The organism is Psychrobacillus sp. FJAT-21963, from assembly GCF_001420585.1.
Classification (GTDB): Bacteria; Bacillota; Bacilli; order Bacillales_A; family Planococcaceae; genus Psychrobacillus.
The window spans coordinates 1090794-1113531 of the sequence record NZ_LJIY01000001.1 but is presented as its reverse complement, the minus strand read 5'-3'; the positions used below and the strand labels follow the sequence as shown (position 1 = coordinate 1113531).

General features: G+C 35.4%; 22 protein-coding genes and 1 riboswitch. Of the genes, 10 read left to right on the top strand and 12 right to left on the bottom strand.

Features of this window, described 5'->3' with window-relative positions; genetic code table 11:
• The first annotated feature begins 2 nt into the window (after positions 1 to 2).
• Positions 3 to 1040 carry a ribonucleotide-diphosphate reductase subunit beta gene (locus AN959_RS05355; RefSeq protein WP_053590953.1) on the top strand — a complete coding sequence of 346 codons (1038 nt, stop codon included), beginning with the start codon at positions 3 to 5 and terminating at the stop codon, positions 1038 to 1040.
• A 71-nt stretch (positions 1041 to 1111) separates the two neighbouring features.
• Here AN959_RS05355 and AN959_RS05350 read toward each other — a convergent pair whose 3' ends face one another.
• Together AN959_RS05350 and AN959_RS05345 are read right to left on the bottom strand one after the other, a co-directional pair.
• Positions 1112 to 2785 carry a sensor histidine kinase KdpD gene (locus AN959_RS05350; protein WP_056828887.1) on the bottom strand — a complete coding sequence of 558 codons (1674 nt, stop codon included), beginning with the start codon at positions 2783 to 2785 and terminating at the stop codon, positions 1112 to 1114.
• A gap of 1 nt (position 2786) precedes the next feature.
• A complete protein-coding gene (locus AN959_RS05345; RefSeq protein ID WP_056828886.1) occupies positions 2787 to 3491 on the bottom strand; it encodes a response regulator transcription factor in 705 nt (234 codons plus the stop codon).
• Positions 3492 to 3605: 114 nt separating this feature from the next.
• Here AN959_RS05345 and AN959_RS05340 point away from each other — a divergent pair, with 114 nt between their 5' ends.
• Positions 3606 to 4805: a DUF418 domain-containing protein gene (locus tag AN959_RS05340; protein ID WP_056828884.1), complete on the top strand. Its 1200-nt coding sequence runs from the start codon at positions 3606 to 3608 to the stop codon at positions 4803 to 4805.
• A 35-nt stretch (positions 4806 to 4840) separates the two neighbouring features.
• Here the strand turns inward: AN959_RS05340 and AN959_RS05335 are convergent, their stop codons facing one another.
• The 6 genes from AN959_RS05335 to AN959_RS05310 form a co-directional block, all read right to left on the bottom strand.
• Positions 4841 to 5209 (bottom strand): VOC family protein, encoded by a 369-nt coding sequence (locus AN959_RS05335; protein WP_053590949.1) that lies wholly within the window; start codon positions 5207 to 5209, stop codon positions 4841 to 4843.
• Between the two features lie 237 nt (positions 5210 to 5446).
• Positions 5447 to 5947 carry a DUF1697 domain-containing protein gene (locus AN959_RS05330; RefSeq protein ID WP_172794316.1) on the bottom strand — a complete coding sequence of 167 codons (501 nt, stop codon included), beginning with the start codon at positions 5945 to 5947 and terminating at the stop codon, positions 5447 to 5449.
• 80 nt (positions 5948 to 6027) lie between these two features.
• The gene (locus AN959_RS05325; RefSeq protein WP_056828881.1) at positions 6028 to 6783 is read right to left on the bottom strand and encodes an energy-coupling factor transporter transmembrane protein EcfT; all 756 of its coding nucleotides are present in this window, start codon (positions 6781 to 6783) and stop codon (positions 6028 to 6030) included.
• Positions 6764 to 8140 carry an ABC transporter ATP-binding protein gene (locus AN959_RS05320; RefSeq protein ID WP_056828879.1) on the bottom strand — a complete coding sequence of 459 codons (1377 nt, stop codon included), beginning with the start codon at positions 8138 to 8140 and terminating at the stop codon, positions 6764 to 6766. Before AN959_RS05320 ends, AN959_RS05325 begins: the two co-directional genes overlap by 20 nt.
• The gene (locus tag AN959_RS05315; RefSeq protein ID WP_053590945.1) at positions 8127 to 8708 is read right to left on the bottom strand and encodes an ECF transporter S component; all 582 of its coding nucleotides are present in this window, start codon (positions 8706 to 8708) and stop codon (positions 8127 to 8129) included. Before AN959_RS05315 ends, AN959_RS05320 begins: the two co-directional genes overlap by 14 nt.
• Positions 8701 to 9291 carry a YkoF family thiamine/hydroxymethylpyrimidine-binding protein gene (locus tag AN959_RS05310; protein ID WP_056828877.1) on the bottom strand — a complete coding sequence of 197 codons (591 nt, stop codon included), beginning with the start codon at positions 9289 to 9291 and terminating at the stop codon, positions 8701 to 8703. Before AN959_RS05310 ends, AN959_RS05315 begins: the two co-directional genes overlap by 8 nt.
• Positions 9292 to 9370: 79 nt before the next feature.
• A riboswitch (TPP riboswitch) is annotated at positions 9371 to 9477 on the bottom strand.
• A gap of 153 nt (positions 9478 to 9630) precedes the next feature.
• On the opposite strand from AN959_RS05310, the gene AN959_RS05305 reads away from it, so the two are divergent.
• Positions 9631 to 10590: a D-glycerate dehydrogenase gene (locus AN959_RS05305; RefSeq protein ID WP_056828876.1), complete on the top strand. Its 960-nt coding sequence runs from the start codon at positions 9631 to 9633 to the stop codon at positions 10588 to 10590.
• A gap of 50 nt (positions 10591 to 10640) precedes the next feature.
• On the opposite strand, the gene AN959_RS05300 is transcribed toward AN959_RS05305, so the two are convergent.
• The 4 genes from AN959_RS05300 to AN959_RS05285 form a co-directional block, all read right to left on the bottom strand.
• Entirely contained in the window at positions 10641 to 11723 is a 1083-nt protein-coding gene (locus AN959_RS05300) for a hypothetical protein (protein WP_056828874.1), read from the bottom strand.
• A 24-nt stretch (positions 11724 to 11747) separates the two neighbouring features.
• Positions 11748 to 12341 carry an ankyrin repeat domain-containing protein gene (locus AN959_RS05295; protein WP_371256502.1) on the bottom strand — a complete coding sequence of 198 codons (594 nt, stop codon included), beginning with the start codon at positions 12339 to 12341 and terminating at the stop codon, positions 11748 to 11750.
• Positions 12342 to 12650: 309 nt separating this feature from the next.
• Entirely contained in the window at positions 12651 to 13337 is a 687-nt protein-coding gene (locus AN959_RS05290) for a response regulator transcription factor (protein WP_053590941.1), read from the bottom strand.
• A gap of 1 nt (position 13338) precedes the next feature.
• Positions 13339 to 14784 carry a cell wall metabolism sensor histidine kinase WalK gene (locus AN959_RS05285; RefSeq protein ID WP_056828872.1) on the bottom strand — a complete coding sequence of 482 codons (1446 nt, stop codon included), beginning with the start codon at positions 14782 to 14784 and terminating at the stop codon, positions 13339 to 13341.
• 310 nt (positions 14785 to 15094) lie between these two features.
• Between AN959_RS05285 and AN959_RS05280 the strand changes: the two genes are divergently transcribed.
• The 7 genes from AN959_RS05280 (at position 15095) to AN959_RS05250 (ending at position 22738) form a co-directional block, all read left to right on the top strand.
• Complete coding sequence (locus AN959_RS05280; protein ID WP_056828870.1) at positions 15095 to 16093, top strand: ABC transporter substrate-binding protein; 999 nt, start codon at positions 15095 to 15097, stop codon at positions 16091 to 16093.
• 65 nt (positions 16094 to 16158) lie between these two features.
• Positions 16159 to 17019 carry a proline/glycine betaine ABC transporter permease gene (locus AN959_RS05275; protein WP_053590938.1) on the top strand — a complete coding sequence of 287 codons (861 nt, stop codon included), beginning with the start codon at positions 16159 to 16161 and terminating at the stop codon, positions 17017 to 17019.
• The gene (locus AN959_RS05270) at positions 17016 to 18209 is read left to right on the top strand and encodes a glycine betaine/L-proline ABC transporter ATP-binding protein (protein ID WP_056828868.1); all 1194 of its coding nucleotides are present in this window, start codon (positions 17016 to 17018) and stop codon (positions 18207 to 18209) included. Before AN959_RS05275 ends, AN959_RS05270 begins: the two co-directional genes overlap by 4 nt.
• A gap of 109 nt (positions 18210 to 18318) precedes the next feature.
• Positions 18319 to 19227 (top strand): DUF2971 domain-containing protein, encoded by a 909-nt coding sequence (locus AN959_RS05265; protein ID WP_053590936.1) that lies wholly within the window; start codon positions 18319 to 18321, stop codon positions 19225 to 19227.
• Between the two features lie 205 nt (positions 19228 to 19432).
• Entirely contained in the window at positions 19433 to 20884 is a 1452-nt protein-coding gene (locus tag AN959_RS05260) for a bifunctional diguanylate cyclase/phosphodiesterase (protein WP_056828866.1), read from the top strand.
• A 346-nt stretch (positions 20885 to 21230) separates the two neighbouring features.
• Positions 21231 to 22001, top strand: a complete 771-nt coding sequence (locus tag AN959_RS05255; protein WP_053590934.1) for a sporulation protein — start codon at positions 21231 to 21233, stop codon at positions 21999 to 22001.
• 119 nt (positions 22002 to 22120) lie between these two features.
• Complete coding sequence (locus tag AN959_RS05250) at positions 22121 to 22738, top strand: TetR/AcrR family transcriptional regulator (RefSeq protein WP_056828864.1); 618 nt, start codon at positions 22121 to 22123, stop codon at positions 22736 to 22738.

Sequence of the window (22738 nt, the reverse complement as noted above, 5' to 3'; positions counted from 1 at the left end):
ATATGCAGTTAGAAAAAAGAAAATTAATGGATAAAGAAGCGCCAAACCGTTCTACTAGTATCGTGAACGGTCAAAGTTCCAATATATTAAACTGGGACGATGTAAGATTTAATTGGGCGTATCCAAAATATAAAAAAATGCTCGGTAATTTTTGGACCCCTTTTGAAATTAATATGAGCAATGATATTAAGCAATTTTCGGGGCTTACAGATAATGAGCGAGAAGCATTTTTAAAAATAATTGGTTTGCTTGCCCTTTTAGACAGTGTTCAAACAGACTTTGCAGGAAAAGTAGCAGACTTTTTGACTGATTCTAGCTTGAATGCATTGATGATTATTCTAGCGCAGCAGGAAGTGATTCATAATCATTCATATTCATACGTGCTTTCTAGCTTAGTTTCCAAAGATGAGCAAAACCGTGTATTTGATTTCTGGCGCACAGAGCCGGTATTGCAAAAGCGAAATGACTTCGTTTTAAAAGGGTATGAAGAATTCGCAGAGCAGCCGGATGTGGATAACTTACTACGCTCTGTTGTATATGATGTCATATTAGAAGGGTTATTTTTCTATTCAGGCTTCTCATTTTTCTATCATCTTGCCAGACATCAAAAGATGGTCGCTACAAGCACAATGATTAACTATATAAATAGGGATGAACAGTTGCATGTTGACTTATTCGTAAAGATTTATAAAGAGTTATTAACAGAGTATCCACAATTTGATACTCCTGAGCGTGCGAGTGAAGTGGAGGAGATTTTCCGAGAAGCAGCACAGCTTGAGGTCGACTGGGCACGTGAGGTAATCGGTGATAAAATAGACGGTTTAGATATAGAGGACGTGGAAGAATATATTTATTTTTACGCAAATGTACGATGCAACCAGTTAGGCTATGACCGTCCATTCCCCGAATATCGCAAAAATCCATTAAAGTGGATCAAAGCTTATGAAGAAGTAGATTTAGGAAAAACCGACTTTTTTGAACAAAAATCTCGCCAATATGTGAAGGTAAATGTGCAAGATAACGGATTTGATGACTTATAAGAACGGTTTTTGTTTTATCAAAAAAGCATCCATCAATCATTTTTGATTGATGGATGCTTTTAGTTTTCTAACTAACTTACAGAAGAGGGCAGTATGATCGTTACAATTGTTCCTTTGTCACTTGACTCTACATGTATGTGTCCGTCGTGTGCTTCCACAAGTTGTTTCGTTATAGCTAGTCCTAACCCGGTTCCTGATACTTCCGAAGTGGTATTTGTTCCACGATAGTAGCGGTCGAACAGGCTTTCAAGCTCTTCCTTTGGAATTCCCTTTCCTTCATCCCAAATAATTAATTGAACAGTATCTTTCATTTGGTTTACTTTTAAATATACCTTTGTTCCTTTAGGAGTATGTTTTATCGCATTTCCTACTAAATTATCGAGAACTCTTTCAAATAATTTTGGATCAATAAAAACATGTGCATGTTTGTCTCCTTGTGGATCTTGTATATCTCCCCAAACAGAATTTTTAACATACATCTTAAGAAAACTTAAAAGATTCACATCGACTTTATTGATAGCAATTGCATTATTTTTTAATTGATACGTGTATGTTAAATCTTCTATTAAAGCATCCATATAGTTCGACTTCTCTTGCATAGTCTTTGCAAAATTTTTAACTTCTAGATTTGACCAGTCATAATCATCAGAAGCAAGCATAGTGGAATATCCATAAATAGAACTAAGTGGTGTTTTTAAATCATGTGACAAACCAGTAATCCAATCTTCGCGTAACTTTTCAGTCTGCTTTATTTTTCGCTCGTTAGCTTCTAACGTATTTGCTAATCTGGAAAGTGATCGATCAATGTCTTCGTATACACGATATTTTCGTTTAAAACGTCCGGTCTTTTTAGTTCTTAATCTACGATCATCTAAAGGTTTATAGTCTTGCTCGGCTAACTTTTCGATACGTTTAAGAAAAAATAAAACAGGTCGGCCAAAGCGATTCCCAATCCAAAAAGAGAATAAAATAGTAAAGAAAAAAAGAATGAGGTGAAATAAAAGAAGTCCTATTCCAAACTTTTTCATCCCATCTAAAAATGCGGGTTCAAAGGGATAATAATTTGAATTATTCATTCGGACGACAGCGATGGTACCATCTTCAAGTATTTCAGATGCAACAACTTCTTTTCTTTCAGAATAGTTATGGGAACTAGCGAGTATTTCAATCCCACTGAGTGCTTGTTTTTTGTCACCATAAACAACTTGTTTTCGTCTACCTTCTGTCGTATAGATTTCTAGGCTTGCGTCTGTATCCTCTAGTTGCTTTTTGGTTTCATGCGATAAACTTCCGATATTTTCTTGAACTATCATAGATAATAACTGTGTGGCAGGATGTTTTTCGATAAATACTATATATAAGCCATCGCCTTGTTCCCAAACAAAAGCCTCTTTAGTTTTTGTCATTGCTACAAATTGTGATAAAGTGTAGCTTTCACAGCAATTACTGTTATTTTCTGAACTAGCAAGGACTTTGCCATTCTTGTTGATTAATTGAACAAGTCCTGTATTTTCATGCGCTGAATCTATTAACTTTTGAGATAAATGATAGACCCCATTTGAATCCTTGGTAAAATCGGACTCAAGTTCAAATGCATCTAATTCACGAATATCAGAGTAACTATTGCTCTCCATTAGATCATAAACAAAATATACTATCAGTCCGATAGACACAATAAGTAATACACTATAAAAGATAACAAAATATGCTAAAAATCGTGTAGTCATTTTCCCTGATAAACTCATACTAATTCTCCTTACTAATGAGTTTGTATCCGACTCCACGGATAGTTAAAATAAGTTGAGGATTACCTGGGTTAACTTCAATTTTTTCTCGTAGCTTTCGGACATGAACCATTATCGTGTTATCATCAATAAAATGCTCTTCTCCCCATACTTGAGAATAAATTTGTTCTTTTGAAAGGACCTGCCCAGGATGTTCGCAAAAGAATTGGAGTAAATGAAAAAGTTTTCCGCTTAAAACAGAAGTATCTTCTGCTACAGTCAATTCAGCTGCTGCTACGTTCAATTGGAACCTACCAAAGTCAAACACTTGCTTCGATAAAGGCTTGAAGAAGGAGGAGGTATACCGTTTCATCTGCACTTTTACGCGAGCTGCGAGTTCCATTGGATTAAATGGTTTGGTAATATAATCATCGGCTCCGTACATGAAACCACGAAGCTTATCTGCATCATTTGCTTTTGCTGTTAAAAAAAAGATTGGTGCATCTGATTTTGTGCGGACCTTTTTCGCTAAATCTAGTCCAGTTCCATCCGGGAGCATAATATCTAATATCAATAGATCATAATTATTATGTGAAATGAGTAAGTCTGTATCTTTGTAATTTGTACATACATCAACATGGGTAAATCCTTCTTTTTTTAGAATTATATCAACCATATCTCCGATAGCCTGTTCATCATCCACTACTAATATTTTCGCATCTAACACCAATAACCACTCCAAAATTTAAGAATATTTTAAGGTACGTTTCATTCTGTCATAAGCTTTCTATTTTATACTAACAAAGGAGTGATACGAAATTCTAGGGGGATTTGTTTTAAAATGGAAAGAGTAAAATTGATTGATAGTTTAAGAGGGCTTAGTCTATTCGGTATATTACTAGCTAATATGCTTATATTTCAGTATGGAATATGGGGAAAAGATGAAATTTCTTATTTTTCTCTCTCGGGTATGGATACATGGGCATATAAGTTTATAAAAATAGCAGTAGAGGGTAGCTTCATGCCAATTTTTACTTTCCTTTTTGGTTATTCACTTATTAAGATGGTTGAATCTTTAAGAAATAAGGAAGTAAAAGTGAGATGGCATTTAATTAGACGATTCATATTGCTAATAACACTTGGGATTTTGCACGGGACTTTTTTGTGGGAAGGAGATATTTTAGCATTTTACGGATTTATGGGTTTCTTTTTATTGATGTTTATAAACAGGAAGAAAAAAACACTTATTATATGGGGAGTTATTTTGTTCCTTTTAACAAGTGCTATGGGCTATGGAATTTTAGAAGAAACAAAAGAAGAAGTAGAAAAATTATCTTCCTATATTGTTAAAACAAATGATATTTATAAAAACGGAACCTATGAAGAGATTAAGCATCATCGAAATACCGAAAATCCGCTAGTATTCGAAAGTAAATTCTTTGTCTTATTCATAGTAATTCTAGCCCCATTTATGACAGCTCCATTATTTTTGTTTGGGATGGCGGCGGCTAAAGGAAACCTATTTACTAGACCAGGAGTGGAACAAAAATGGTACAAAGTTGGAGCGATACTTTTGCCAATTGGCCTTGCGTTAAAGAGTGGTAGTGTACTTTTTCAAGAAAATGCTTGGTCTGCTATCTTATTAAATCTTGGTGCCCAGCTTCTTTCTGTAGGATATATTTCTCTATTTGCAATACTATTTACTTCATTTTCTAATATCGTATTTCGCAGTTTTGAAAGTGTCGGAAAGCTGTCTCTAACAAATTATATTTTGCAGAGTCTTATATGTACAACCATATTTTATGGATACGGTTTAGGATTTTTTGGAGACTTCGGAATGTTAAATAGTATAATTCTAGGACTCGTAATCTTTGCTATGCAATGTCTAATTAGTACATTGTATTTGAAAAAATTCCGTCGCGGACCGCTAGAAATAATAATGAGAATCTGGACCAATTTTTCATGGAATGGGTCAGTTAGAAAAAGTAGTAAATCGTTGAAAAGGCGAAAGAAAGTAGAACTTGAAAACACCCCGGTTTAATAAAAATCAGGGTGTTTTGTTTCTTATTCTTTAAGTTAAATCCACTCTAGAATCTCCATTCTGTTTCCAAATGGATCGTGTATATAAATTCTATTTGCACCTGGCAGATCATAATCAACAATATAGTTAATTTCTTTATTTGTTAAATGCTCTTTTAATGATTCAAGATTTTCAATCTGGAACGCAGGGTGTGCTTTTTTAGCTGGTGCGAATGGTTCCTCAATGCCTATATGAATTTGATAATTACCAAATTCAAACCAAACACCGCCTTTTTTCTTTAAAGCTTCTGGCTTTTCTATTTCTTTGAATCCTAGAACCTCACCAAAAAACTGTCTAGCAATTGGTTCTGAACCTTTTGGAGCAGCTAATTGAACATGATCGATAGATTTAAAGATGAATGACATGACAAGTCCTCCTTGTTTCGTTCTACTTTCATCATATGCTCCAAACAGGCATTTGAAAATTTTATAGTAATTATTGTTTGGTATAAGAAAAACTTATGTTATAAGCGTCATGTGGACATAAATTTTTGTAGTATCCGGTCAGAAATTGTCCTATACGGTTATAAAAATTTTTATGCGGACGGAAATTTGTTTATACGGTCAGAAATCCATCTTATCCGGACACAAACGCCACAATTCCTACATTTTCAACAAAATTTTATTTACTGTATTTTGATTACGTGCTGTAGATACCATACCAAGCTTCTTCTCAAAAAAGGTGTTCGTAAATTTCGTTTGATGATAATTCTTCGAAAGACTAATAATAATATTTTTTCGATTCCATACGACAAATTCATCATCTATTAAGCTGTCGAGTAATGCTTGCTGTTCATCTGATATTTCATTAGCTAAAAACATGACATATACTTGTTCTTTTAAGAAAATGGGGTGCCGTTGTATCTCTTCCAACTCTGCTTTGTTCCTTATTACAACAGGTATGTCAAAGCCGTAAGTTTCAAACAACTCTCTTTCCATTTCAAGAATATCATAAGCTGTATTATCAAAAATGACATTTCCGGTCTGTATATAAGTCCGCACGTTTTCATAACCCATTTCTTCAAAAAGAACCTTCAATGATTTCATATCCACTTTATTTTTTGCACCCAAATTAATACCACGTAGTAAAGCGACAAATGTCATTCTCAGCACTCCCATCCTCAAATAAAAAACTCCTACTTTTATCTTATCTAAATAAAAGTAGGAGTAAATAATAAAAATGATTAACCTAACCAAAATTTGTTTGTGCAGCTTAAAACTAATACCAATAAAAACAAAGTAACTATTATAGCGTCTACTTTCCCAACGGTAATTACGTGAAAATAACTACTTCTGCGTTCACCAGTAAAACCTCTAGCTTCCATTGCAAAAGCGGCTCGTTCCGCTTTCCGAACAGCACCAGCAAGCATTGGAATCAAAACTCTCCGAATGCCAAGCAAACGTTGAATGGCATTTTTCTCGCGCCCGACCCCTCTTAACCTATGTGCTTGCCCGATCTGTGTAAATTCGTCTTTCAAAACCGGTAAAAACTGATAACCTACCATAATGCCATAAGCAATTTTAGGAGAGAGTCTTAATTGTTGCATCAAACTCAACACAAACGTCACAGGATTTGTCGTCAACGCAAACATTAAGGACAAGCTAGAAAATGCTAATATACGAAAGCTTAAGGACATTGCCTGATTCAATTGTGTTTCTGTAAATTCAATACCCCACAATGACCAAATAACTATTCCCGATTGATCTTCGGAAAAAACAAGTGTAGTCCAGAAATAACCGATTGCAGTTATAAAAAATGGAAGCATGAATAACGACCACTTCTTCCAATTAATCCGGCTAAACAATATTTGCAGCACAAGCACTCCACCCCAAAATACAAGGGGAGTCCAAGGGTCAAAATAAAATGCCATCGTTAACATACAGACGGTTATTAATAAAAACTTCACGGAAGGATTCATTTTATGCAAAGCATTTCTCATAACTTAACAATCCTTTCGGAGGAAGCAAATGGTGCTCCAATAATAAACGTTCATTTTTCCAAACATCACTCGCTGGAAACTTCCCCGTTAAACGTCCATCGTTCATCAGTAAAATCGAATCGGCTAGACAGTAAGCAAATTCCATATCATGTGTAACGATGACAAAAGTTGCCCCTGAACGAGCACGCTCATCAATTAATTGAAATAACTCAGATAATGCTGCAGCATCCTGACCAGATGTAGGTTCATCCATTAAAATAACCTCTCGTCCGTCACATAGCATCGCGGCAATAGCCACTCTACGCTTTTGGCCGTGACTTACTGCAAAGGGATGTGCCTCTGATACTGACTGGAGCTGCAATCGAGTAAGTATTTCTTCTGTATTACTGCCTCCGCCATAAGCTACTTCATCACGTACACTTTTCGTAATAAATAAAAACTCGGGAGATTGCGGAACATACCCTAAAAAACTTGGTTCCACCTTTCCGCTAGTGGGAATTAACTGACACAGTGCCTTCAACAAAGTGGACTTACCGCTACCATTTGGACCTGCTAAAACAGCAATTTCCCCTTGCTTTAATGAAAAAGAGGTTTCTTTTAAGAAGGGCTGAGCTTTTATTTTACTGACAACTATTGATACATCTTCTTTCAAGCTGTTTTTTCTTCTTTCTAAGGGGGAACTCGACTTTCCTTGAATTAATGGAATACTTCTATCAAAAAATTCTCCCCATAAATCCAAACGATGCTCTATAGCAACTATTGTCATTTTTCTTTTCATTTGTAAACAATCCAACCACTCAACATATTTTTTCGCAGCATATGGATCTAAATGAGAGATTGGTTCGTCTAGCAACAAAACTTCAGGCTCCATGATGAGTGCACAAGCAGTTGCAATGCGTTGTTTTTGACCGCCAGAAAGCTTTTGAATAGTAGCATGTCGAAATTCACTCAAGTTAGTTAGCGTAAGTACTTCACAAATTCTTTTGTCCATCTCTTCCTTGGGAACATGCAAGTTTTCAAGGGTGAATGCTAGTTCTTCCTCTACAGTTTGCATGCAAAATTGTGCATCAGGATCTTGAAAAACAGTCGCAATACGATGATTTATTTCCCCGGGAATATATGAAGTACTTTCTTTTTCAAATAATTTAACAGAGCCAGTTAAAATTCCATCGCAATTATCAGGAAACAAGCGATTACATAAATAAAGTAATGTCGTCTTTCCACAACCACTTGGACCTGTAATTACTACACGTTCACCAGCTTGAATAGTAAATGTAAGCTTGTTCAATATCCATTTGTCCTCATCGGGATAACGAAAACTCACATCTGTAAACTGAATTATGTCATGCACGAACATCACCTTTATTCGAGCGAGAAATTGCATAGCCTCTAAGCGAACCAGTAGCAAGTAGTCCGTCCGACAAAGCTTTACCACCAACACCAGCTATAAGTGCACCGCTTAATATTCGAATACCGAACATCAAAGCCACATATCCAGTGCTAAATACAGTAAACCCTCCTAAAAAGTAACCATATACAAAACTGAAAACGGATGATCCGATACCTGCAAGCATCAGTACCCAAAGGTCGAAACGTTTATAGCGTGTTGCGGCAAACACTGCTTCGGCACCTAGTCCCTGAATAACCCCTGAAAGTATTAATCGAGGTCCTACAGCATTTCCTAGTAACACTTCAATCGCCGCTGCAATCGTTTCTGAAATGACAGCTGCACCAGGTTTACGAATGATATACATACAAATGATTGATACGATAAACCAAATACCAAAAATCCACTCATATGCTATCGGCCCAATAAATCCTGACCAAATATTACCGATATGAACAAATAATAAATATACAATCCCAAACACAACAGCAAATAAAGACATAAGGACAATCTCTTTTAACTTCCATGACTTAAGCATTCAAAATACCTCCATGCGAAGGACTATTTATACTCATCGAAACAGTCATTACCAAATGCTTATATTCTTCTGAGCGAGCATGTGTGAATGTTTCTTCGTAAAATGCAAACACATCATGAATATCCCCGTGAATACCACTTGCATAATGCATGGATTCATTGAAAACACCTCGTTCTTTTGCACGCTCAACCTCTCTATAAATCACATCCATATAATTTGGGTTATTCATCGGATAAAGTGCAAATTGAGATGACACATATTGCTTTGTCGTGTCTTTATTTGCAACTTCATCTCCTTTATCTAAATAGACATCCCCAGCAGTATCTCCAGGGCAGCCAGCAGAAAAGGTACCCGATAAAGCAAGGTGAACACCTGTCTTAGCTGCATGCAGTGTAATTGACTTTGCGACATTGAACACATGCACCTGTTTTCCGCGAATGACAGTTGACACATCGTCTGTATGCATCCACACATTCGATGTATCCGTTTCTCGAAGCGCTCCTTTAATAACTGAAATAAAATCATTGGTCATCGGATGTAAAGAAAAACGAAATCCGACGATAGGGCTTAAACCACATTGCATATAAAAAACCTCCTAAAATTTTTCATAAAAAAAGACTACATCCGTGAAGATGCAGCCACTTATCCAATATGAAAAAAGTCGGAAAGTCACCGCACTTCCTCACGCAGGTATTATCCTGATCGAGTTATAAGGGATCGGAGCAAAAAGCTCGCATCTCAGCCATAGTGGGCACCCCCAGTGCAGAAAACGGTATGTAGTTATACAGATTTTTGTTCAAAACAATCTGTTTTTTTTATGTGCCCCCAGTATACCCTATGAAACTATCAATGTAAATGTAGTTGCAAAATTTCCTTCTTTCGTCCATGCTTGAACCATCAGAAATAGTTGGAGGGTGCTAATTTGGATAAAATATTTATAACACGAAAACTACCAGACGAAGTAGTAAACCCATTAAGAGAAAAATTTGACGTGACGATGTGGCACAGTGATGAGATTTCGATGACCTATGATGAAATAAAATCACAAGCGAAAGATACACATGCACTTTGGACAGTACTTTCCGATAAGGTAGATCGTGCATTAATTGAAAGTTTGCCAAACCTAAAAGTAATCAGTAATTTAGCGGTAGGATATAACAATATTGACGTTGAGGCAGCGAAAGAGCGTGGAATAATTGTGACCAATACACCGGGTGTATTAACTGAAACTACAGCAGATCTTGCGTTTTCTTTACTTCTAGCTACTGCACGACGCGTGACAGAAGCAGAACGGGATCTTCGAGCAGGTAAGTGGATATCATGGTCACCAATGCAGTTAACAGGAATGGATGTATTTGGTGCAACACTTGGAATTATTGGAATGGGACGTATTGGGGAGGCAGTAGCGAGACGAGCGAAAGGGTTTGATATGAAAGTTCTCTATCACAATCGCTCTCGTAAAATCGAAGCGGAAGAACAATTCGGGTTCACTTATGTAGAGCTCGATACATTATTACAAGAATCGGATTTTATCGTTTTATTAACGCCATTAACTGCTGAAACAAAAGGGTTGATTGGTGAACGTGAACTAAATCTTATGAAGGAAACTGCAGCAATTATTAATGTGGCTCGCGGAGGCATTATCGATGAAAAAGCATTGTATGAAGCTTTAACAACTAATAAAATTTGGGCAGCTGGCCTTGATGTATTTGAAGTAGAGCCGGTGCCACTAGATCATCCTTTACTAACGTTGCCGAACGTGACAGTATTACCGCATATTGGAAGTGCGAGTATTCGAACAAGAATGGCGATGATGCAAATGAATGCAGATGATATTGCAGCTGTTTTGGAGAATAAAGAGCCAAAGAATAAAGTTATATAAAAAATACCAGATCAGAGCGATGTTAATTGCTTTTGATCTGGTATTTCGTTTTACTTGGCTATTAAAGTTATATCATTGGCTGTAGCCCAGTTGTTCAACGGTGCAACTGTGTATTTTACTCCTGACTTTAATGTGTTATCAGTAATATCGAAGATTCCGACTGCCCCTTGACGAGAAGAGAAGCGATATTGTGCTTGTACAATGCTGCCATCCTCCCCTTGCAATTGGACGCTGCGACCAGCAAATAGCTCGATACTTGGGTCTTTATCTAATGTTAGTTCGAATGATTTTTCATCGATTGCTTCTGCTGATTGGATCGTGAGTGGTGCAAATTCTTCTCCTATAAAGGTTGGATTTTTGATTTCTCCCCAATCAGATGTAACCGTATATTCTGTACCTGGCGTTAACGATTGCCCTTCTGGCAGACGGAATTTGGGTGCTTGTCTACCATCAGCTGCTTGCGTGAAAGGAATATATTTCGCTGTTATTTTTTCTCCATTATCTGATGTTATTGTCACTGTACGATCTCTTAAGGAAGAAATCACTTCATACTGATTTCCATTTTCATCTTTGTTTTCATCATCTACTTGAAAAGAAAGATCCCCTCTACCAGCTCGATATGCTTCAATAATATTAGCATAATCTGTTACACCATCTTCTTTAAAAGATTCTATTTCAATGGTGTCATTTGACACTTGCATGGTTTTACTTATATTAATTTTCTCTTCACTTGCCTCAAAGGATTGTTTTTCACCGCCTTTAAAGCTTAATGTATATGTTGTACCTGGTTTGTGAATGGTAACAGGAACGATATATGTACTTTCCGCCCCGATTTTTAGCCTAGGAACATTCACGATACTCATATCATGATCAAATTTAAAATTTTGTTTAATTGTATCCAAGTTTTCTGGATTAACATCATCCTCTGACAGTGGCTGAGAGAAGGTAATTTGTAATGTCATTGCATTTAATGGTTGTAATTCTGTAATCTGTGCTTGTGTGACGTTTTGTGTTTCCTTTTGAGGTTGCTCTTGCTTTTGATCGCTTTGCTTAGTTTGTGCTTCATTATTACACCCAGTTATTGCAAGCGTTAATCCAAGAAGTATAGGTGTTAATATTTTTGTTGATTTCATCTTGTCATCTCCTAAGTAACTAATTTATAATGCTCCTGCTTTTAACAAAATTTGTTCCAATTCTTTAAACTCTTTTTCACGAGCATGCTGTAATGGTGTTACCTGATTATTATCTGGGATGTTCACGTCAGCTCCATGATCTATGAGCAATTGAATTATTTTCTGTTGGGTTTCATTTCCGTTATTCAAAATGATTGCTTCTAATAAAGCGGTCCAACCTAGATTATTAATATGATTCACATCAATATTAGTACGTGTTAAAAGTTCTTCGATTACATCTACGTATCCATGTTCGGAAGCTGGAATCAAAGCAGTGCCTCCATATCGATTAGTAATGCTTGGATCAGCTCCAGAATCAATCGTCAGCTTCAGAATTTCAAGATATCCTTCTGCGCCAGCGTATAGGAAAGGATTGTTTTTCATGTCATCTTGAATGTTGACATCTGCACCCGCGTCAATTAGAAACTTCGCAGTCTTCACATCGTTGTTATAAGTTGCAATCATAATACTAGTTCGTCCGTTTGCATCCTGGACATTAATATTAACGCCATCCTTCAAAATACTTCTAATTTTATCAATCTCTCCACGGTCAGCTGCTTGAAATAATTCTTTCTCCATTTCTTCTCCCACGATTTCACTTCCCCTATCTTGTTTGATGGATCTTTCCCCTATATTTGATACACATCCTTGAAGTGTGAGAACCAACCCTGTTATTACCGCCAACCATATCTTACTTATCCTCTTGGTTGGACTTCTCATTTAGTTTTCCTCCTTAAAAATATTTTATAGACTTCTGCCTAAAATCATCCTAACCTACGATTTTAAAATCCATCTAAATAATTTCTTAAAAAAAGATAAACTTATTCATAACATTTCTTAATACAATTAAAAAAACCGTTACTAAAACCTAAGTAACGGTAGTAACGCTTAAACGTTAAAGCGATATCCTGCCCCCCAAACGGTTTCCAATAATTTTGGGTGTGCAGGATCTCTTTCGATTTTGCTACGAAGTTTACCTATATGGACAGTCACAGTAGAAACATCTGCTGCCGAATCAAAACCCCATATATTCTCATATAGTTGCTCTTTGTTCAATACTTGGTTCGGGTGCATCATAAGAAACACTAAAAGATCAAATTCTTTTGTAGTAAACGGTAAATCTTCTCCATTAATATTAACTTTTCGTGAGGATTTATCGATAGAGATACCATGTATGAATATCGTATTTGATTTGGTTGGGCTCCCGGATAAGCGTTCATAACGTGCTAAATGCGCTTTAACTCTAGCGACCAATTCACTAGGGCTAAAGGGTTTTGTTATATAATCGTCAGCTCCTAAACCGAGTCCTCGAATTTTATCGATATCTTCCTTTTTAGCGGAAACAAGCAATATCGGGATATTCTTGACTGCACGTATTTGCTTGCAAATATCAAAACCATTTATCCCTGGAAGCATGATATCTAGAATTATCAAATCATAGTTACCTTTAAGGGCGCGTTGAAGACCTACATTCCCAGTATGTTCAATGTCTACATTGAAATCATTTATTTCTAAATAGTCTCTTTGTAATTCGGCAATACTCACTTCATCTTCAATAAGTAAAATATTTTTCATATTATCTCCCTTTCTTTAAGGAAAAGAAAACATTCGTACCTTTTCCGAATTCACTAGTTGCCCAGATATTTCCTCCATGCTCTTCAATAATTTGTTTTGAAATCGCTAGACCTAAACCACTACCGCCTAAACGTGTATTTCTAGATTGCTCTGCTCGGTAAAAACGATTAAATACATAGGGAAGAGCAGACGGTTCTATACCTTGGCCATTATCAGCTATTTTTACAGTAATGTCATTTTCTCCTTCATAAAGGGAAATGGTTATATTCTTTTGATCTTTATCCATATACTTCACACTATTGTTGATTAAGTTGACCAACACTCTTTTTAACTTCTCCCTATCTGCAGTAACATACATTGGCTTGTGCATTAGCTCAACGTAAATCTGAATTCCTTCTTGGATTAATTCCAGTTGAAGTTCATCAACATAATCTCTCATATATTCCGTTAGTTCGATTGTTTCATAAGAAAATGGTTCCTTTTTCAAATCTAACTTGGAGAATAAGAATAGCTCATCTATCAAAGAATCCATGTCTCTAGCTTTTAAGTGGATAATGGATAAATATTTATCCATTTTCTCTGGAGAATTAGCTACACCATCTTTTATTCCTTCTACATATCCAATTATAGAAGTAATAGGTGTCTTTAAATCATGAGAAATATTTGAAAGAAGCTCTTTGCGGTTCTCTTCATATTGCAGCTGGAGATTAACCGATTCTTTTAATTTTATTCTCATTTCTTCAAACGATTTATTTAATTGACCAATTTCATCATTGGGAGTCGTTTGGATTTCAAAGTTTAAATCTCCTGATTTTATTCGGTTGGCTCCATTTTTAAGATTAGAAAGAGGGTGAATGATACTTCGTGAAACAAAATAGTTTAAAATCCCAATAATCATAATAAATAGAAAAAGTAGTAGACCAAATAGGATTGGAAACAACTCTCGAGCCAATTCAGCATAGGAACTGGCCTGTCTTAAGACAAAAATGCTTCCTTTGCTATTATCAGGAAAATAAAAGTCAAACTTCACATAAGTGTAAAATGAGTGATCGATTTTTATCGAATCACGACTATTTATATTCGTTTCCTCAAATCCAGGAAGAGATTTAATCAATATATTCTCATCATCAAGTGTGGGGGAAGCATACTCAATACTGTTACCTTTTCTAACGACAAGTTCGATATCCTCTTGTTCGATTTTCTTCAACTGTTCTTCGTAAAGTAGCAGGGTAGGATTATTTTTAGCTAGTAGCTTTAAATCTAGAAACGCACTTTCTTCGACCGTCGTCAAAGGTTTTTGAACATATGTTTTTTTATAAAAATGCTCGATAGATCTAATATCCCCAGTAATCGTAAAAATAATTAGAAATCCAGCTACTAACAGTAAGGTGATAGAAATAAGTATCACTCCAACATAAGATAACAAAAATCTCATTTTAATAGACATATTTTTCACCCCTTAACTTAATTGAAGCCTATCACACAAATCTTAAAATTATATAANCTATTTTCACTCAAATATGTAACTGATTATTCTAAATTGAATAATTTTGGAGTGCTTTTTTTCTTGTTTTATTTGCGAAGGGTATATAAGTTTAGTAGTATTAACACTTATAAATTAGGCGTACCAATTTTTTGGAAATTATGGATGCATAATTATTTTGGTATAAAGATGATTAAAAATTACCTAAACGGGTATTAGAAGGAGGCAAGGACCGTGCGTCTAGTTAAAATATAGAGAAAAGGGGAAATTTTATATGAGAAAAATGTTGGTGTTTTTTTCGTTGTGCACAATTTTAATTCTTGGTGCATGTAGTAGTGAGACAAGTAAAGATAGTATTGATGTTATTAAATTTGCAGATGCAGGTTGGGATAGTATCCGCGTTCACAATAGCATTGCACAGTTAATAATTGAAGAAGGTTACGGCTATGAAACCGAGGTTACAAGTGGTACAACTGCAGCTACTATGCAGTCACTTGAAAAAGGTGATATAAATGTCAATATGGAAGTATGGACGGATAATATTAAAGAAATCTATGATAAAGCAATTGATAGTGGAAACATTAAAAAAGTAGCAACGAACTTCAATGATAATTCACAAGGATTATATGTTCCAACTTACGTTATTGAAGGAGATCCTGAAAGAGGTATAGAACCAGTGGCTCCGGATTTAAAAACTGTTGAAGACTTAGCGAAGTATCCAGAGCTTTTCCAAGATCCTGAAGATAGTAGCAAAGGCCGTATTGTCGGTGCACCATCTAGTTGGGTTGTAAGTGAACACTTGGAGACGAAACTTGAAACATATGGACTTGACGAGCAATATAACTACTTAGCACCTGGATCTGATTCAGCTATTGTTGCGAGCTTAGCTGGTGCATACAAAAAAGGCGAACCTTGGGTAGGTTATTATTGGTCACCAACATGGGTTACAGCAAGTTACGATTTAACGCTACTTGAAGATAATGCATATGACGAAGCAGTATGGGATGAATCGAAAGGAACTGAATTTCCACCAAATGATGTTGTAATTGCAGTTCATGAAGATTTACCTACACAAGCAAAAGATGTGGTTGATTTCTTAAGTAAATACTCAACTAGTAATGCATTAACGGAAGAAGCTCTCAAATATATGAATGAAAATGAGGCAGAGCCTGAAGAAGCCGCACATTGGTGGATGAAAGAACATGAAGACGTTTGGACTGCTTGGGTGTCAGAAGAAGTGGCAGAAAAAGTGAAAGCAGCTTTAGCAGAATGATTCATGTTGTAAAAAATCTAACGAGTGAGGTGAAAGAGGCTGTCTCATAAAACAGCCTCCTTAGTATGACTGAATTTCCCGATATACGTATACCTATAGGAGATGGTGTAGAGAAATTTATCGATTTTTTAGCGAATAATTTCGAAGCGTTTTTTGATTTTATATTTGTAATTTCCTCGTCCATGATTAAGGGACTTGAGGGAGGACTTCTTGCCATACCTTGGTGGATCTTTATATTAATTGTTTTCTTCTTAGGTTGGTATTTTACTTCTTTGTACGGTGGAATCCTATTTTCGATTTTTATTTTTTTAATTGGAACCTTTGATTTGTGGCCAGAAACTATGACTACGGTTGCAATTGTGTTAATTTCCGTAATACTTTCACTGGTCATCGGTATACCACTTGGAATTGGAATGGCATTTAGCAAGGCAATGTCAACCATCATGCGTCCGATATTAGATGCCATGCAAACAATGCCGAGTTTTGTTTATTTGATTCCTGTCATTTTCTTCTTTCCACTAGGAAATGTACCTGCAGTAATTGCAACGATTATCTACGCATTACCCCCTGTCATCCGTTTAACGGAACTAGGACTTCGAAATGTTGACCAAGAAGTAGTGGAATCTGCACAATCTTTTGGATCATCTAGAATGCAAATGTTAATGAAAGTAGAATTACCACAGGCTTTGCCAACTATAATGGCTGGAGTTAACCAAACTACCATGATGGCGCTTGCTATGGCTGTTGTAGGGTCTATGGTTGGTGCACAGGGACTTGGAGAAAGAGTTTTATATGCGATTAACCGAATTGATATTGCGTTAGGTTTTGAAGCTGGGATCAGTATAGTTTTCTTAGCTATTATTATTGACCGTATCACAGGTGGAATTGCTAAGCGCCTTCAGAAACATAGGAGGGAAGCAGCATGACAATAAAATTAAAAATTGAGAACGTATCAAAAATCTTCGGTCCTCGACCTAAAAAGGCAATACAAATGGTTAAAAATGGTGTTTCTAAAGAAGAAATTCTTGCAAAGACAGGACATACAGTTGGTGTTTACAATGCTTCCATGGAAATTATGGAAGGAGAAACATTTGTTATTATGGGGCTGTCAGGAAGTGGAAAATCTACTTTAATCAGATGTCTAAACCTATTGAATCGTCCAACTTCAGGAGCGATATATGTTGATGGAGAAAATGTTGTGGAATACAACAAAAACCAATTAAGATATTATCGTCAGAAAAAAATAGCGATGGTATTTCAGCACTTTGGCTTGTTTAGCCATCGAACAGTGTTGGAAAATATCGAATATGGTCTTGAAATAAGAGGGATGTCAAAAACAGAAAGACTACAAATTGCTCAAAAACATTTAGAAACAGTTGGGTTAAAAGGATATGAAAATAAATACCCAGACGAACTATCTGGAGGTATGAGACAACGGGTAGGTATAGCCCGTGCACTTGCTAACGATCCAGACATTCTACTGATGGATGAGCCTTTCAGTGCACTTGACCCACTGATTCGACGAGAAATGCAGCTTGAGTTACTAGATATTCAAAATAGACTTCAAAAAACGATCATTTTCATCACACATGATGTAAATGAAGCATTTAAAATTGGTGATCGAGTTGCTGTAATGAAAGATGGAAAAGTAGAACAAATAGGAACTCCGGAAGAAATATTAGACAAGCCTGCTAGCAACTATATTTCTGAGTTTATTCGAGACATTGACCGCTCGAAAATATTACAGGCCGAGAATATCATGATGAAACCATTTGGACTAGTGTCATTAAAAGATGGTTTACAAGTAGCGGCGAAAGTTATGAATGAAAATGGTATTTCTAGTGCGTTTGTTGCCGATCGTAAACGTCAATTGCAGGGTATTGTTACAATTGATCAAGCGATAGATGGGATAAAACAGAAGAAGACATTGCAAGAAGTAATGTCAACAGATGTCAAAACGGTACGACCTCATGAATACGTACAAGATATTATTCCGCTAGTGCTCGAGTCTAAATATCCGCTTGTAGTAACAGATGAGGACAAGACAATTAAAGGAATCATTTTACGAGTACACGTATTGGCAAGCTTGATCAGTGATAATGTAGAAGAAGAGTAGAATATAATGAAGGCATAGGAACAGTTTGTTTCTGTGCCTTTTTTTAGTAATCAAGGATGATTACCTTTAAAATAAGGTTATCCCATTAGACAGGAGCTTAGATAATCGCATGAATAAGCTAAGTATGGAAAAAATGGATTTCAAGTCACTTGTCCCTTTTATAAGTAACGAGTTTAAAAAATATTTCACTAAAAATATTAAGGCTTTATATCATTATACGAATCTTGATGGAGCACTTGGAATTATTAGTAACAAAATTTTTTGGGCATCCCATATTAAGTTTATGAATGATTCAAAAGAGTATAGTCATGGATTAGAGGTTTGTGAAAGTATAGTAAAAAAACTGATCAATGAACTCCCGTTGGACAATCCTAGAAGAAGTTATTTAGAAGAGGTTTTTGCAATTTTAGAGGAACAGGATACTGATATTTTTGTTGTTTCTTTTAGCGAGAGTGGCGACTTACTAAGTCAATGGAGAGGTTATAGTAGAAGCCAATACGGGATATCTATTGGTTTTGACTTCACCTCTTTATTCGATGACTCTTTTCAATTAAGTGAACAAAGTTTCTTTCCCCGCAAAGTAATTTATGATCAAAAAGTACAAGAACGAATTATTAGACGTATTATAGATGTAGCCTTAATAAGTGTGGAGCTGAGTGGTATGCAACCGGACTATGCACCTAAAGAGGTAGCGAGAACGATCGGGTACTTTTTGCCACTATTTAAGCATTCCACTTTTTCTGAGGAAAAGGAATGGCGTATTATTGTGACAAACTCCAAAAGTATGCATTATCAACATGATTTAAACTTCCGTGCAAGAGATAATATTATATTGCCTTATATAGAAATGAAGATGCACAATAAAGCAAAAGAGAACAATAATAAACTACCTATAAACCAACTAATAATCGGACCATCTGGAACAAATGAATTTACTGCAAGAAGCGTTAAATATTTTTTGAAAAACAGTGGCTATTCTTCTGTTCCGATTAAAGTATCAAAAATTCCTTATAGATAACGATTGGATTAAAAAATTCGAGTATAGTCATTTAATAAAAATATTAATAAAATGGTAAAAATAAAGTGCTTTTTTATCAAAAGTACTGGAAATTGATTGAGAGAGCTTTCATAAATGATATGAAAGTCCTTTTAATTTTGGATTATTTTGCCTTGCTGATATGTTATACTTTTAGTACATTTCACCTCTAAAGGTAGGGACTAAAGTGCTTTATTATGATAATTTTTTAGAACTATTTTACTTCTCTAATCAATATCCAGCATTCATAACAATAAAATGGAATATAACAGTTATAGGTCTAATAATAACAATGCTTATTGTTCCTATTCTAATCTATAACTTGTTTAACAGTGCTGTTAGACATCGTTCTAACTATTTTGATGCATTAACTAAGTTGCCTAATAGACGCTTTTTCGAGAAAAAGATTAAAAAAACCGATGTCCCGCAGTGCTTAGCTATTTGGCATATGCATAATTTTGAACATGTAAATAGAGAACGGGATTATCAATTTGGTGACAAGGTAATTAATCAATTGTCAATACTACTAAAAACGTTTGAAACACCTGGGATAGTACTTTACCGACTTGATGGTCATCGCTTTGCATTTCATTCCAATCATTTAGATGGGGTAAACCACCTACATAGAATAATGGAAAAGGTAGCAGAAAGTTTACAAAAACCATTTGTAATAGAAGGATATGAAATTTATCTTCCAGCAGTATGTGCTATTTCTAAAGCATATGACCTAGATGAAACGATTAATATGTACACAAATGCTCTTGCTGTCTTAAATTTTCCATCTATTGAATTTAACTATGAGATCATTCATTATGATTCAGCTATACATACCTATGTGTTTGAATTAGAAATTGAGGAAGATGTAATACAGGCGATAAAAAATGAAGAGTTATTTATTGTATACCAGCCAAAGGTTAATGGAATTACCAATGCTGTTGTTGGGGTGGAAACCTTACTTCGTTGGAACCATCCGACTCATGGTTTTTTATCCCCAGCGATTTTTATTCCCATTTTAGAAAGAAATAATCGAATTGTTCATGTGACAGATTGGATAATTGAACGAGTTTGTCAGCAAATAGCAGATTGGAAAAGAGATGGAATTACATTTAAGCAAGTAGCAATCAATATTCCTGGGCAGTATGTGACTTCCCCACTATTATTGGATGTACTAAAAAGCACTTTACGTAAATATAGGGTAGAGCCACATGAAATAGAATTGGAAATTACTGAAACTAGCTTTGTGGAAAATATAGAGAACGCTATACAAGCAGTAAGCACTTTCCGCAAGGAAGGATTCTCTGTAGCATTAGACGATTTCGGTACTGGTGTATCTTCCTTGTCTTATTTAAAAAAAATGCCTATTTCCACATTGAAAATCGATAAATCCTTTATAGATGGTATACCAGAATCGAAAAAAGACTCGTCCATAATGCAAGCAATAATCGATTTAGGGCATTCGTTAAATCTGGCAATCATATTCGAAGGAGTCGAAACAGAGGAACAAGTAAAATTCTTAACTACTACATGTGAAAAACCGATTATACAAGGCTATTATTTCGCCAGGCCCATGAAAGCGGATGAGCTTGTACAATGGCATAAAGAATTTTGTCCTTCTTTCAAAAAGAGTGTCAGGTATTAAACCTGGCACTCTTTTTGTTATTTTGCCTGGAGGAGTGGTTACCTGAATTTCCTAAGACCTATGCAAGTTGCTTTTTATAATCTCTATTAATTGATTATTTTTCAAGTTGATTGCCTCTTTTTATTAGTTAATAATTATACAGCTGAAATATGAATAAAAATAAGAGAAGCATTTACTGAATTAATATAGTATTAGCCTGTGAAATATGTATATACACATAAAAAATGTTAATAGATCGGTGTAAGGTAACTTGTGGATTAATTTTTTATGTTTGCCATAAAATTATGAAACTAAAAATATTTTCTTACGTATAGATAGTGATAAAAAAATTCTAGGAGGGTCTCTAATGTCATTTTTTAATAAAGTCCTTGCAAGTGTTGGAATTGGTGGAGCCAAAGTAGATACAAAACTGGAAAAGTCAGAGTATGTTGCTGGCGAAACAATGAGAGGCGTTGTTGAAATTTATGGGGGAAATATAGAACAACAAATAGACTCCATTTATTTGACAGTGTATACAACGTATATCCGTGAATCGGACGATAGAAAATACACAGATGTTGCTTCGGTGATTAACTATAAAGTAAACGAGCCTTTAACAATAGGAGTTAATGAAACGAAAGTAGTTCCATTTTCATTTGCCCTTCCAGTGGATACACCAATCACTATAGGAAATACGAGAGTATGGGTTGGCACAGGACTAGATATTAAAAATGGTGCAGATCCTAAAGACAAAGATTTCATAGGAGTGAGACCAACAAGTCTTGCTGCTCAGATTTTAGACGAAATAGAACGACTAGGATTTAGATTGAGAAAAGCGGAATGTGAGCAAGCTTCTAGAAGATACCACAATAAGTTTCCGTTCGTTCAGGAATTTGAATTCATTCCTACTAGCGCAGTATATAGAGGAAGATTAGATGAATTAGAGATTTTGTTCCTTTCCCAAACGGAACAATCAGCAGATGTACTTATCCAAGTAGACCGAAGAGCACGAGGATTTGGAGGTTTTCTTTCAGAGGCATTAGAAATGGATGAAAGTCACATTAGACTAACGATCACTACAAGAGACTTACCAACTTTACAGGAAAAATTAAAACAAGTCATTACTAAATACGCTTGATAAAGTAATTCTTTTATTTAAAACCCTAGAGATGAAATTCGTTTCTAGGGTATATTTGACAACATAACTAACCATTGGTTACAATGTAACCAATGGTTAGTTATGAGGAGTGTAATTAGTTGAAAAGTAAACAAGAGCAACGTTCAGAAGAAACAAAACAAGAAATTTTAAAGTCTGCTGGGAATTTATTCGCCGAAAAGGGTTTTGATGCAGTAACGATAAGAGAAATAGCAAAGAATGCAGGTTGTTCACATACGACGATTTATCTTTATTTTAAAGATAAGGAAGCATTGCTTCATCAGCTCTCTATGCCATCTTTACAAGAATTACAAGAACAATTCAACGAAATTTTGAAAATAAATACATTATCTTCAGAAGGTAAACTAAAAGAAATTAGTCGTGAGTATATTACCTTTTGCCTACAAAATCGAAGTATGTATGATGTTTTTTTTAATGCTAAATCTTCCAGAGTAGACGAAGAACCTGAATTAGAGATCAATAAACTTCGAATAGAAATTTTCGACATAATGAAAGGGCTCATTCAGAAAATCCTTTCTCTACCGAGCAATGAACAACTGCTAGCTTTTACTCGTATTTATTATTACAGCCTAAATGGGATTTTGAGTACGTACTCGTATCAACATGAACCGCTTGGAATGTTAATGAAAAGACTCACACCGACGTTTGACCTTGCAGTGGATATTCTTATTTTAGGTTTTAAAGAAAAATTAAAGTAA